Source organism: Enterobacter sp. Ap-1006, assembly GCF_011752835.1.
GTDB lineage: Bacteria > Pseudomonadota > Gammaproteobacteria > Enterobacterales > Enterobacteriaceae > Cedecea.
The window spans coordinates 754880-767599 of the sequence record NZ_VWWU01000001.1; the positions used below are offsets into that span (position 1 = coordinate 754880).

Here is a 12720-nt window from a genome sequence, read left to right on the forward strand (position 1 = left end):
AAAAGATTGAGCACGTTTGTATTCCTCTATTATTCAAAACTTTCCGTAAATGTTAATTCATATGTATAATCTTTGGGTTGCGTTAATACTCTGACTTTCGGTCTTTGAGTGCCAAAGAACGTTTTTTTGAATGGGATGAATTCCATTGTTAAAGAAAAACTGATGTTACTTTTGTCTCTCATGGCCAAAAGAGTATCGCCCTTTGTCACCAGCGCTGAAATCTTACCCCCTGCGGATATTGAAATATAATGTTTTTGATTTTTCGTGTAGAAGTTAAAAAGAACAAAAGAGTTCCTCACATCTAGCCCAACGCATAAAACATCATGGTTTTTATATTTTATCTTTGAGTGGTCCATTATCACCTGATAAAGCCCCTGGTGAATGAAGGCCAAGCCAGTTATATTATCTTTAATCCAGATGGTATTTTGCGATGCTGAGGATATTTTAATTAATGTATTGAAATCATTAGCGCGGATGCCCTCAATGCAGTATGCAAGGCGAGGAATATCATTTTTCATTGACTCTAAAGTATTATCGGGAGGAGTAGTGATGCATTTGCCAATTTCTGCGTTAATGTCTTTTTCAATACTGAATAACACACTTGGAGAAAATGGCATGTTGGAGGTATTTGGCATTTTATTCCCTATTGATTGTCATACACAGATGCAAAGTTAAGGTACACGCCAGCCTGGTTTTCCTCTATAAACAGGATATTAATTAAGACTTCAATTAAGAAGAGTGTGCTTTTTCATGATGACAGGGCGAAGGAATCTAATGGCGCACGCATTAAGTGGTCTTTGGCAGCAAGATATTTATTTACATTAAAAGTGATAAGTAGTCGTGATGAGGCATTGCCTGCCTCAGGCCTGCTCCGGCAAAACGCTCTTATTCCTGACGAGGAAAACATCCATGCGTGATATTAATGTGGAGGGTTAACAGTGCTGGTCATGGTAAAGCCTGTCTCTTTTATTATGCTGCTTGTCGTGATGCCGTTGTTTTTGGGAAGCCATTTGCCGCCAGGCCTAAGTCTCACGGCGATTAAGAATTTTCCTTAAGTTAAATCAAACCCCACTGACAAGGCCTATTTATGCCCTACAGGCTTTGATTTGAAACAAAATTTAACGCTTCTGACGGTTCATCTACTGCGCTAGTGTGATAAAAATCACATTATGACGGCGGGGGAACTGCCGTCGACAACCCGTTTTTGTTTCAGTTGAAAAGTTAGGTCGAACGTTATGGATGCGAAACCAACTCGCAGCCCCGGCGGTAAAATTGCGCTGTGGCTGTTCTATGCTTTTTGTTTGTACATCGTTTGGGCAATGGTGCGTTATTTTTGGGTCGTCAGCGGGGTAACCAGCGGCGATTTAGGCACCTTCAGCGGTAAACTCCTCGGCGCGCTGATGGGGTTGCTGGTGCTCGGGTCCGTTGCGGCGGTGCTGGGCTGGATAGCGTGGTACACAAGGCCGCGTGCTTATCCCGTTCGCGCCAGAGAAAACCGGCTGCGTTGAAACCAGATTGCCCGATGAGCCACCTGCATTTGCGTGGCTCAGGCTGTATACCTTCCCGCTGTAAAACTTCCGCTGAAGCCAGCCTATTTATTTCATGCTCTTTCCCGGCATCATTTAATTTTTCTCTGCGCTGCAATACTATTTATTCCTCATTAAAAAGAGGGTTTATCGTATTTATATAACTGTGCGTAAAGTCACGTTTGTTATTTTTCGAACTGTCTACACTGCGGGAAGGTTTATAGGAGAAACTATGCGCGTTTATATTGTTCGGGTCATAACGCTTTTTCGCTTTATGTTGCTGATGCTTGGCAACAAGGCGCGCGTTTGGCTGAATAATAGCTGCTGGTTTAATAGCGTGAGTGAACTGGAAAAAGACGACGCCGTTTATTTTGATTCGCTCGATAACGCCTGCGTCGTGAATTGGTCCCGGCTATGGTGCAGCGCAGGGGCTCTATATCATTCGCTTCGCTATTCACATCCTCCGTTATTAAAAAGAGGGCATAGAGTTGCACGCCCGCACCGCCTGGCCGTTCGCAAACGCTATGAACTCTCGTTCTTGTGCCGTATTTCCAGCCTGCATCAGCTGATGAAGTGTCTTCACGCCGGTGGTGATGCCGGAGACGCCGCGATGCTGGCCGCTGTTCGTTCCCAAAGCACAATGCGCTTTTCAGCCATTGTGCTTTTTTATTGCCATTATTCAGCCAGATAAGGAGTTGTTATGTATATCGTTTGTGTTGCAGCTTGCCCTACGGGCGTCGCCCATACCTACATGGCTGCGGAAGCGCTGGCCCTGGTTGGCCAACAGCGCGGCCATGAGGTGAAAGTCGAAACTCAGGGCAGCATGGGCGTTGAAAACGAAATTACCGCCGACGATCTTGCCCGGGCCGATGCGGTTATTCTCGCCGCTGATGTGGCGATTACCGGCAAAGAACGTTTTGACGGCATGATGAAACTAGAGTGCAGCGTGGCCGATCCTATCAAGTTTGGCGAGGCCGTATTTGAGGCGATAGAGGCGGAGATAGCAAATGGCTAAATTCAGGGCAGAGGCGGGGATGTCGACCGGCAAAGAGGTCAAAAATGCCATTATGACCGGGGTGTCATGGATGCTGCCGTTTGTCATTGCCGGGGCGGTGATCATGGGCATCGCGCGCATCGGTGCTTCGCTCTACGGCATCGAAAATATCTGGGATGCCAGCCACGCTCAGGCGGCGAGCATCATTGTGCAGATGCTGCATAAATTCGACGGATTTGGTGGCCTGGCGCTGTCGCTGATGCTGCCGGTGGTCGCCGGATATATAAGCTTTGCTATCGCCAATAAGCCAGGCCTGGCTCCGGGTATGGTGGGCGGGCTGCTGGCCAGCAGCCTGGGTACTGGCTTTCTTGGGGCGCTTGCCGCCGGTTTTGTTGCGGGCTACATCGTGCGGGCGCTGGCAACCTGGATCAAACTGCCTGCTGCGCTGGCCTCGGCTGGCCCTATTTTTATTCTGCCCGTGGGCGGCACGCTGCTGACCTGTATGGTGATGGCATTTATTATCGGTGGCCCGCTGGCGGCGCTGAATCACGGGATGGAAAGCTGGCTGCTGGCGATGTCCGGGACTAACAAAATCATTCTGGCAGCCGTCGTGGGCGGGATGGTGGGCTTTGACCTGGGCGGCCCGGTGAACAAGGCGGCGGTAACCACCGCGATGGCGCTGTTAGCTTCCGGGATTTACGACCCCAACACCGCCGCACAAGTGGCGATTATTGTCCCGCCGATTGGCCTCGGGGTTGCAACGCTCATCTGGGCTAAGCGCTTCCCGGCTTCGCTGCGCGAGGCGGGCAAGGCTTCGACGTTGATGGGCCTGATTGGCGTATCTGAAGGGGCGATTCCTTTCGCGCTGGCAAACCCCAAAATTATCGTCATCAATGTGGTGGGTTCTGCCACCGGGGCCGCGCTGGCCGTCGGGCTGGGTGCGGTAAACCATGCGCCGATTTCGGGTTTTTACGGCTGGCTGGCGGTAGATCAATGGCCCATTTATGTGCTGTCTATTGCTGTCGGTGCGGGGATCATTGCCGTGGGATCGTTATTAGTGTTTCGGGCTGAAACTGTCGTTGAAAATAAACCTTCGGCTGCCGTGCCTAAATTTAAAGTAGGGCGCTAGCCGCCCGGTTCATTTATTTCAGACCATGTGGGCTGTGTTTTTACGGTATTTCATGTCGGGGATAGCCACGCCTTAAATATTTCTCCTCAGCCGTCAATAAGGTGATGTTATGAAGACTGTGCATTTGATTCAACACACACACTGGGACAGAGAGTGGTATTTCACCGAGAACGACTCAAAAATCGTGCTCTATTATTTTATGCTGGATTTAATCACCCGGCTGGAACAAGACGAAGCGCTGGGGCCGTTTATTCTGGATGGCCAAACGGTGATGCTGGAGGATTTTTTACAGGTGGCATCAGAGCACCGGGCACGCTTGCAAAAATTAATTACCGACGGGCGGGTACTGATTGGCCCGTGGTACACCCAAAGTGACTTCCTGGTGGTGGGCGCGGAGTCGATAACCCGCAATTTGCTGCTTGGGCTGGCGGACTGTAAAGCCTGGGGGAGCTATATGCCGGTGGGCTATGTGCCAGACTCTTTCGGGCAAAGCGCGCAGTTGCCAATGTTTCTAAGCGAGTTCGCCATTGACAGCGCAGTGCTCTGGCGCGGGTGGTGCGAGCATGATGTGCCGACCAGCGAATTTTGCTGGCAGGCGCAGGGCGGGCAGCAGGTGCTCACCGCCGTGCTTCCCTGGGGTTACGGCTGCGCGAAGTGGCTGCCTACGGCATCGCAGGAACTGGCTGAAAAATTACCGCCGATCCTGGAAAAACAGGGGCGTTTTTCCGCCACGAATCACCTTCTGCTCCCCAACGGCAACGATCAGTCGCCGTTCGAATATGCGGTGCCTGGGGCGCTGGAAAAACTGAATGCCAGCCAGAGCGAATACCATTTCAGGCGCAGTAGCTTCAGCGATTTTTTCGCCGCTCTGCGGAACGACGAGCACACCCTGCCTGTTTTACGCGGCGAGCTTCTCAGCCCCAAATACATGCGTATTCATCGCGGTATTTTCTCTACCCGAATGGATATCAAGCAGCTTAATGCCTCGCTGGAACAGTTTGTCAGCCAGACGCTGGAGCCCTTGCTGGCGCTCAACTGGCGGCTCGGGCTGCCTTATCCGCACCAGGCGGTGGAGCACATCTGGCGGGAAGCGATGCAATCTCACGCCCACGACAGCATCGGCGGCTGTAATTCAGACCGCGTTAACCAGATGGTTAAGGGGCGTTTGCAGTCCGGCAAAGAGAGTGCCGGGCAGCTGTTTGAGCTGAACATGAAAATGCTTGCGGAAGGGATTACCGTGAGCCAGCAGGGTAAAAAAATCGTGGTCTTTAACCCGCTACCCGCGCGGCGCGATACGCAGGTGAGCCTCACGCTTTATACCCCGGAAGAGGACTTCCGCATCGTGGATAGCGAGGGCGATCCGTGCCGCTGGCAACTGCTGCACGAAGAGCTTCAGGACATGTCGCTGGTGGTGCAGGAGCTTTCCAACAGCACCACAACCACCTGGTATCGTAAATGCCATATTTTGCTGGAGGCGAAGGCGCTGCCGGCCTGTGGCTACACGACCTTTTACCTGCAGGAAGGGGAAGCCGCAGGGTTTGATAAACTGGCCGGGGAGATTGACTGCCTGGAAAACGCCTGGCTGCGGCTGGAGCATAAAGCCGGAGAGCTGACGCTGACCGATAAACGCACGGGCGAAGTCTACCCACACATCCTTCGTCTGGTCGATGGCGAAGACGCGGGGGACAACTATAACTATTCGCCGCCGACGGTTGACTGGAAGATTAACAGCGAAGGCTGCCTGCAGCAGGCCATGCTGACGCGCGGCGTGCTCAAAGACACCCTGCAGCTAACGCTGCACATTCCTGCCCCGGCCGATGCCGATGCACGCGAGGCCAGGCGGTTTGATGCCCGGCTGGACGTGGTAATGACCATCTCCCTGCCGCATGAAAGCGCCTGGCTGGATGTTGTCGTTGACGTTAACAACACGCTGCGTGACCACCGTTTGCAGATTGAACTGCCCACCGGTTTATATCAGTCGACCCATTTTGCCGATCAGCCTTTTGGCCTGATAGAACGTGACAATGTCCCTCGTGCGCTTGAGATCTGGCAGCAGGAAAACTGGACGGAAGCGCCTGCCTCACTGTGGCCGATGCAGAGCCTGGTGATGATGCACCACGCGCGGCGCGGCCTCGGCGTGGTGACCGCCGGGCTGCGGGAGTACGAAATTCCTGTCGGGCAGCCTGATACGCTGGCGATTACCTTGTTCCGCAGCGTGGGCTGGCTCGGACGGCCCGCACTGGAATGGCGGCCTGGACGGGCATCCGGCATGGTGCTGCCTGCTCCTGACTCGCAAATACCCGGCCATCACGCGTTTCACCTGGCCGTCATGCCGATGGATAACGGGCAAAGCCCTGCGTTCTGGCAGGCCGTCGAGCAGTGGCGCACCCCGGCTTCGGGCTACCTGGATTCTGGCTGGTCGCGTTTTCGCACCAACCCCCACGGGAAATCCTTCCCGCCGCACTTCAGCGTCTTGAGCTGGGAAAGCGCCGTGCATTTCAGCACCCTGAAAAAAGCGCAAAACGAAGAGGCGTTAGTGCTCAGGGGCTGGAACCCAGGCTTGACGCCGCTCAAAAACGTTCCTCCGACAGCAAACGGCACGCTGGAGCAGGTCACGCTAGCGGAAATTCCGGCCACGCCAACGGGCGCTGTCGAAGCAAGTACCCCGGTTTCCTGGCTAATTCGCTCATTTGAATAAGGCGCTATCCATATGCAGACATTGTTATTTCGTTGCCCGCTGGTGAACGGGCTGCACGCCAGGCCAGCCAGCGCACTTGAACGGCAGGCTTCACGCTTTGTTTCCGCGGTGACGTTAGTGAACCAGACTAAGTCACGCCAGGGTGATGCCAGGAGCGTCCTCGCGCTGGTGGGGGCGGATGTTGCCGCTGGCGATGAATGCCAGCTGCTGATTGAAGGCCCGGACGAGCAGGTAGCCCGGCAGGCGCTCGGCCATTTTATTGAGCATGAGTTCGCGCAGTGTGATTCGCCGCTGGCCGCTGCCGTTGAAGAAGAGCAACCGCTGCCGGTGTTCCTGTCCCGAAGTGCATCCCCTGTTTGGCAAGGGAAGGGCGTTAGTCCGGGGGCGGCGCTGGCAAAGGCCGTTTTTGTTGAGCAGATCGATCTCCACGCGCTGGCGCTGCGGCACGATGAAGAACCGTTTCCTCTGCAGCAACAGCGGCTGATTGTCGCCCTGCAGGCTGCGCGGCTGCGTTTACGGGACGATATCAGCCAGCAAGCGGATGAAGCGGCGCAGATTCTGGATGCGCAAAGTCAGCTGCTGGAGGATGAAACCGTTGAAGAGTGTCTGCTGGACGAGCATGACGCCCGCAATACGCTGGCCGCGTTGGCAAAAGCGCTGGACGTACTGCGGGAGCCTTTCCGGCAAAGCGACAGTGAATATCTCCGCCAGCGGGAGCTGGATGTTTTTGACCTGGGGCTGAGGATTGCGGCCGAACTGACCGGCGACCCGCGGCTGGGGCTGCCGCAGCTGGATGAAGACGCGTTGGTGATTGGTGATGGCGTGCTGACGCCGGGCCAGTTGCTCATGCTGCAAGGGCCATTTCTGCGGGGGATTGTGATGCCGACAGGCGGCGAAACGTCCCATACCGCAATATTCGCCCGAGCGTTTGCGACGCCGCTATTGTGCCTGGCCTCAACGAAGCCGCTCTTTGCCGCAGGAGCAGGGGCATACTTGCTGGGCGCCGGACACGGGTTTGTGCTGGCGGCACCCGATGACGTGGCGCAGCGCTGGTACGCGCTGGAATGCAAAAAGTTTGCTGCTGAACCCGTGAGCGAGGAAGCGGGCATGTTCAGCCCGGCGCTGGTGTTTCTGGATGAAAAGCTTCATGACAAGCATGAGGTGATTAAACGGCTGACGGATAACCTTGACGTTCAGGGACGGGCACTTTCTGCGACGCTCGCCGAGCAGGCCATCTGGCAGCGTGAAGCGGTCTTTACCACCGCGCTGGGCTTTTCCATCGCCATTCCGCACTGTAAGTCTGCCGCGATTTCCCGCAGCAGTATTTCCGTCCTGCGGCTGGCAGATCCGCTGGATTGGGGAGACGGCGTGGCGGTGCGGCTGGTGATTATGCTGACGCTCAGCGAGCAGGAGCAGGAGCAGCATATGCGGATATTCTCAGTTTTAGCCCGGCGGCTGATGCATGAATCCTTCCGGGAGAGGCTGCTGGCCGCGGCGACGACGCAGGCCGTGGTGGATGTGTTCCGCGAGGAAGTCATAATCTTGTCATAAATCTGGTTATACTCAGACTGGCGCTTTTCACGAGAAGGGGAATACGTGTATGCCGATTGCCCGCTGGCAGCAGCAGTTTGAGAACTATTTGATTGAGAACTGGGCGCAGGATGACAAAGCCCATGACGTGGCGCATTTTCGGCGCGTATGGAAAACCGCCCAGCATATTATGGAAGGGACGGAGGCGGACAGGCTGGTGGTGCTGACCGCCTGCTACTTCCACGACATCGTTAACCTGCCCAAGAACCACCCGGAGCGGCATCTGGCCTCAACGCAGGCGGCGCAGGAGACGCTGCGTATTCTGGAAACGCACTTCCCGGACTTCCCCCGCGAGCTGTATGACGATGTAGCCCATGCGGTGCGGGCCCACAGTTTCAGCGCGGCTATTGCGCCGCAGACGCTGGAAGCGAAAGTAGTGCAGGATGCGGACAGGCTGGAATCGTTGGGCGCGATAGGCCTGGCGCGGGTGTTTTATGTTTCCGGCGCGCTGGGGCGTTCGCTGTTTGACAGCGACGATCCGCTGGCCGATCGCCGTGAACTGGACGATACGCAGTATTCGGTGGACCATTTCCAGAAAAAGCTTCTGCGCCTGCCGGAGTCAATGCAAACCGAAGCCGGGCGCGCGCTGGCGCGGCACAATGCGGATTTCCTCGTCGGCTATATGGCAAAGCTGTGCGCCGAGCTGAAAGGCGACTACCTGCAGGTGGACGAGCAGGTCCTGCAGCGTTTTAAATCACAGGCTTAATCCTTCCGGCCCGTAGTCCATTCTGCGGGCTGTTTTCATTTTTTCTGGGTCAAATCGGTGATACAGTTTCACTCCCTTTTCCCATTTTTGGTTCACGATGAACGATCTTGACGCGATAGCAGAACACCTCTCCCTTCAGGCACAGCGCCACAAACAAACTCAACAAGAAGAAGACAATGCGCTGGTCAGCCGTTTACTTGAAATCTACGATCAAAAAACCGTTGCGCTCCGCCTGCGTCAGGTGGGAGGCGACTGGACGCGTGAGTCCCTGAACCGCTGGTATAACGGCAAGTCTGCGCCTCGTGGTTTAACCGAAGTGGAAGTGCAGATGCTGCAAAGTATGCTGCCGTCGCCGCCGGCGCATCACGGGCGCTATGCTTTTCGTTTTATCGACCTGTTTGCCGGGATAGGCGGGATCCGCAGCGGCTTTGAGGCCATCGGCGGCCAGTGCGTGTTTACCAGCGAATGGAATAAATACGCGGTGAGGACCTACAAGGCAAACTGGTACTGCGACCCGACGCAGCACCAGTTTAATGAAGACATCCGCGACGTGACGCTCAGCAACCGTGGCGACGTCACGGACGAGCAGGCGACGGCCCACATCCAGGCCACGCTGCCCGACCATGATGTGCTGCTGGCCGGTTTCCCCTGCCAGCCGTTTTCTCTGGCTGGCGTGTCGAAGAAAAATGCCCTTGGGCGCGCGCACGGTTTTGCCTGTGAAACGCAGGGCACGCTGTTCTTCGACGTGGCGCGGATCATTGCCGCCAAACGTCCCCCGGTTTTTGTGCTGGAGAACGTTAAGAACCTGAAGAGCCATGATAAAGGCAATACGTTCCGCATTATCATGCAGACCCTGGACGAGCTGGGTTACGACGTGGCTGATGCCGCGGTTTCCGGGCGTGACGATCCGAAAATTGTCGACGGTAAAAATTTCCTGCCGCAGCACCGGGAACGCATTGTGCTGGTCGGCACGCGCCGCGATTTGAAACTGGATACGGCGGTAACGTTAGCAAAACTTAGCGAATTCTATCCGGCTCGTCGCCCGACCTTTGGCGAGCTGCTGGACGATGAGGTTGACGCGAAATATGTGCTGACCCCAACGCTGTGGAAATACCTCTATAACTACGCGAAGAAGCATCAGGCCAAGGGCAATGGCTTTGGTTACGGCCTGGTTGACCCGAAAAACCCGGCAAGCGTAGCAAGAACGCTGTCGGCTCGTTATTTCAAAGATGGCGCGGAGATCCTGGTCGATCGCGGCTGGGACATGGCGCTGGGCGAGGCAGATTTTAACCATCCTGATAACCAGGTGAACAGGCCGCGTCGCCTGACGCCGCGCGAGTGCGCCAGGCTGATGGGGTTTGAAGCGCCGAAAGGGAAAGCGTTCCGCATCCCGGTGTCTGACACTCAGGCTTATCGCCAGTTTGGTAACTCCGTCGTCGTTCCCGCGTTTGCCGCGGTGGCTAAACTGCTGGAGCCGGTGATCAAGCAAGCGGTGAAAAAGCGCTAAGCGGAGAAAGAAATGGCGGATGTACACAGCAAGGCGATACGCAGTAAAAACATGCGGGCGATTGCCACGCGTGACACCGCCATTGAAAAACGTCTGGCCGGGCTGCTGGCAGAGTGCGGGTTTAGCTTTCGCGTGCAGGATGCCGCGCTACCCGGCAAACCTGATTTTGTGGTGGATGAATACCGCTGCGTTATCTTTACCCACGGCTGTTTCTGGCATCATCACGACTGCTATTTGTTTAAAGTCCCGGCCACGCGCACCGAGTTCTGGCTGGAAAAAATAGGCCGCAACGTTGTGCGGGATAAGCGAGACACGGCGCTTTTGCTGGCGCAGGGCTGGCGAGTTTTAATTGTCTGGGAATGCGCGCTGCGTGGCCGTGAGAAAATGCAGGATCGGGCGCTGTGTGAACGGTTAGAAGAGTGGATTTGCAGCGGCGGGCGTAGCGCGGAAATTAACGTGACCGGGATTCATCAGCGACACGACAGCGGCCAGCAGGGGCTGGCCACTGACTAACTATTTTTCTACTTCACACGTCTCAATCACCGGTTTGGCCGGGAACAGGTATTTACCCAGCGTGACCAGCACCACGGCAAAAATAATGATCCCCAGCGCCAGCCATTCAATCGCCGACAGGTTTTCCCCTGCAAAGGTGGTGCCCAGCAGCACGGCCACAACCGGGTTGACGTAGGCATAGCTGGTCGCCACCGCCGGGGAGACATTTCGAATCAGGTACATATAGGCGCTGATGGAGATCATCGAGCCAAACAGCGCGAGATAGCCCAGCGCCAGCCAGCCGGAGGTGTCCGGCATCGTTGTCAGCCGTTCGCCGGTGAGCGCCGCAAGGCTGAGCGCCACAATCCCGGCTGCCAGCATTTCCACCGCGCCCGCCATCATGCCTTCGGGCAGTTCGATGCGCGACCCGTAAACCGACCCAAACGCCCAGCTCAGGGAGCCAATAAGAATTAAAACAGCGCCGAATGGGTTACCGCTGAGATTGCCGCCGCTGTTCAGCAGCACAATACCCGCGAGGCCAATGGCAATGCCGAGCCACTCCAGCTTGCGCGTTTTAATGCCAAACAGGCGGCTGAAGCAGAGGGTAAACAGTGGCACGGTGGCGACCATGACGGCGGCAATGCCGGAAGGGACGTGCTGGTGTTCGGCCACCGTGACGCAGCCGTTGCCGATGGCCAACAGAAGCACGCCGATAAGGGCGGCGTTAAGCGTCGGGCGCAGCTTGGGCAGCTTGTGGCCGCGAAGCAGGAGAATGCCCATCAGTAGCGAACCCGCAAGCATAAAGCGCGTACCGGCGAGGATAAACGGCGGCCAGGTTTTTACCCCGATAGCCAGCGCCAAATAGGTTGAACCCCAGATGATGTACAACGCAAACAGCGCCGCTACCAGCGGCACTAATTGACCAGAACGAGCTCGCATAATCCCTCACCAGACACCAATTTCAGGCCGACAGTTAACGCCAAAAGCGGGCGGATAGCGAGCTTTATACTTGTTGATGTAATGTTAATTTTTATTGACAAGCGCGGCGATTTTTCGCGGCGCGCTTTTTGCTTCATACTCTTGGGTATCGACATCAATAAGGACAGATATTTTGGCTGGAAGTAGCTTACTCACTTTGCTCGACGACATCGCCACGCTGCTGGACGACATTTCGGTTATGGGCAAACTCGCGGCAAAAAAAACGGCAGGCGTTCTGGGCGATGACCTCTCGCTGAATGCTCAGCAGGTTTCTGGCCTGCGCGCGAATCGGGAACTGCCTGTCGTCTGGAGCGTGGCAAAAGGATCGTTTCTAAATAAGCTTATCCTGGTGCCTCTGGCACTGGTTATTAGCGCCTTTGCACCCTGGGCAATTACGCCGCTGCTGATGGTGGGCGGAGCGTTTTTATGTTTTGAAGGCGTGGAAAAAGTGTTGCACAGCCTGCAGGCGAGAAAGCATAAAGAAAGCGCGGAGGAAAAGCAGGCGAGGCTGGAGGCCGTTGCCGCCCAGGACCCGCTGGCCTTTGAAAAAGATAAGGTGAAAGGGGCGGTGCGCACGGACTTTATTCTTTCGGCGGAAATCGTCGCTATCACGCTTGGCATTGTGGCGGAAGCGCCGCTGCTAAATCAGGTATTAATCCTGGCAGGAATAGCCATTCTGGTGACTATCGGCGTGTACGGCCTGGTCGGGATGATCGTGAAAATTGACGATCTCGGATACTGGCTGGCAGATAAACGTGCGGCGCTGGCACAGGCGGTGGGGAAAGGGCTGCTTATTCTTGCTCCCTGGCTAATGAAAACCCTCACGTTTGTCGGGACGCTGGCCATGTTCCTCGTCGGCGGCGGTATCCTGGTGCACGGCGTGCCCGTGCTTCATCACGGCATTGAGCAATGGATGGGGCAGTTTGGCGGCGTGGTTGAGCTTGCCGGTCCGACGCTTGCCAACCTGGTGCTCGGCTTTATTGCGGGCGGGATTGTGCTGCTGGTGGTGAACGGCATAAATCACCTTCGCGGGAGCGCTTCACACTAAGTTCGAGATGAAAAATAACGCTTTAGTCAGGAAAAAACGCTGACCATTGACT

12 protein-coding genes are annotated in these 12720 nt (G+C 55.6%); 10 read left to right on the top strand and 2 right to left on the bottom strand.

Features of this window, described 5'->3' with window-relative positions; translation table 11 throughout:
- Nucleotides 1-29: 29 nt before the first annotated feature.
- Entirely contained in the window at nt 30-635 is a 606-nt protein-coding gene (locus F3J28_RS03500) for a hypothetical protein (RefSeq protein WP_166872842.1), read from the bottom strand.
- Between the two features lie 600 nt (nt 636-1235).
- Between F3J28_RS03500 and drpB the strand changes: the two genes are divergently transcribed.
- The 9 genes from drpB (at nt 1236) to F3J28_RS03545 (ending at nt 10663) form a co-directional block, all read left to right on the top strand.
- A complete protein-coding gene (gene drpB / locus F3J28_RS03505) occupies nt 1236-1508 on the top strand; it encodes a cell division protein DrpB (RefSeq protein WP_008458086.1) in 273 nt (90 codons plus the stop codon).
- 250 nt (nt 1509-1758) lie between these two features.
- Entirely contained in the window at nt 1759-2217 is a 459-nt protein-coding gene (locus tag F3J28_RS03510) for a hypothetical protein (protein ID WP_205247069.1), read from the top strand.
- A gap of 9 nt (nt 2218-2226) precedes the next feature.
- A complete protein-coding gene (locus F3J28_RS03515; RefSeq protein ID WP_039294815.1) occupies nt 2227-2541 on the top strand; it encodes a PTS fructose transporter subunit IIB in 315 nt (104 codons plus the stop codon).
- Entirely contained in the window at nt 2534-3649 is a 1116-nt protein-coding gene (locus F3J28_RS03520; RefSeq protein ID WP_166872845.1) for a PTS fructose transporter subunit IIC, read from the top strand. The genes F3J28_RS03515 and F3J28_RS03520 overlap by 8 nt, the downstream gene beginning before the upstream one ends.
- A 109-nt stretch (nt 3650-3758) precedes the next feature.
- Nucleotides 3759-6347, top strand: a complete 2589-nt coding sequence (locus tag F3J28_RS03525; protein WP_166872848.1) for a glycoside hydrolase family 38 N-terminal domain-containing protein — start codon at nt 3759-3761, stop codon at nt 6345-6347.
- Nucleotides 6348-6359: 12 nt separating this feature from the next.
- Nucleotides 6360-7898, top strand: a complete 1539-nt coding sequence (locus F3J28_RS03530; protein WP_166872851.1) for a fructose PTS transporter subunit IIA — start codon at nt 6360-6362, stop codon at nt 7896-7898.
- Between the two features lie 49 nt (nt 7899-7947).
- Nucleotides 7948-8643: a phosphohydrolase gene (locus F3J28_RS03535; RefSeq protein ID WP_008458100.1), complete on the top strand. Its 696-nt coding sequence runs from the start codon at nt 7948-7950 to the stop codon at nt 8641-8643.
- A 97-nt stretch (nt 8644-8740) separates the two neighbouring features.
- Nucleotides 8741-10150 carry a DNA cytosine methyltransferase gene (locus F3J28_RS03540; RefSeq protein WP_166872854.1) on the top strand — a complete coding sequence of 470 codons (1410 nt, stop codon included), beginning with the start codon at nt 8741-8743 and terminating at the stop codon, nt 10148-10150.
- Between the two features lie 12 nt (nt 10151-10162).
- Complete coding sequence (locus tag F3J28_RS03545; RefSeq protein ID WP_166872857.1) at nt 10163-10663, top strand: very short patch repair endonuclease; 501 nt, start codon at nt 10163-10165, stop codon at nt 10661-10663.
- On the opposite strand, the gene yedA is transcribed toward F3J28_RS03545, so the two are convergent.
- A complete protein-coding gene (gene yedA / locus F3J28_RS03550; protein WP_166872860.1) occupies nt 10664-11581 on the bottom strand; it encodes a drug/metabolite exporter YedA in 918 nt (305 codons plus the stop codon). It abuts the gene before it with no gap.
- Between the two features lie 169 nt (nt 11582-11750).
- Between yedA and F3J28_RS03555 the strand changes: the two genes are divergently transcribed.
- The gene (locus F3J28_RS03555; protein WP_353620574.1) at nt 11751-12668 is read left to right on the top strand and encodes a DUF808 domain-containing protein; all 918 of its coding nucleotides are present in this window, start codon (nt 11751-11753) and stop codon (nt 12666-12668) included.
- The last annotated feature ends 52 nt before the right edge of the window (nt 12669-12720 follow it).

Bases quoted from the DNA above. Each gene is read 5' to 3' on its own strand.
- F3J28_RS03500 (WP_166872842.1), bottom strand. From the start codon at position 635: ATGCCAAATACCTCCAACATGCCATTTTCTCCAAGTGTGTTATTCAGT.
- drpB (WP_008458086.1), top strand. From the start codon at position 1,236: ATGGATGCGAAACCAACTCGCAGCCCCGGCGGTAAAATTGCGCTGTGG.
- F3J28_RS03510 (WP_205247069.1), top strand. From the start codon at position 1,759: ATGCGCGTTTATATTGTTCGGGTCATAACGCTTTTTCGCTTTATGTTG.
- F3J28_RS03515 (WP_039294815.1), top strand. From the start codon at position 2,227: ATGTATATCGTTTGTGTTGCAGCTTGCCCTACGGGCGTCGCCCATACC.
- F3J28_RS03520 (WP_166872845.1), top strand. From the start codon at position 2,534: ATGGCTAAATTCAGGGCAGAGGCGGGGATGTCGACCGGCAAAGAGGTC.
- F3J28_RS03525 (WP_166872848.1), top strand. From the start codon at position 3,759: ATGAAGACTGTGCATTTGATTCAACACACACACTGGGACAGAGAGTGG.
- F3J28_RS03530 (WP_166872851.1), top strand. From the start codon at position 6,360: ATGCAGACATTGTTATTTCGTTGCCCGCTGGTGAACGGGCTGCACGCC.
- F3J28_RS03535 (WP_008458100.1), top strand. From the start codon at position 7,948: ATGCCGATTGCCCGCTGGCAGCAGCAGTTTGAGAACTATTTGATTGAG.
- F3J28_RS03540 (WP_166872854.1), top strand. From the start codon at position 8,741: ATGAACGATCTTGACGCGATAGCAGAACACCTCTCCCTTCAGGCACAG.
- F3J28_RS03545 (WP_166872857.1), top strand. From the start codon at position 10,163: ATGGCGGATGTACACAGCAAGGCGATACGCAGTAAAAACATGCGGGCG.
- yedA (WP_166872860.1), bottom strand. From the start codon at position 11,581: ATGCGAGCTCGTTCTGGTCAATTAGTGCCGCTGGTAGCGGCGCTGTTT.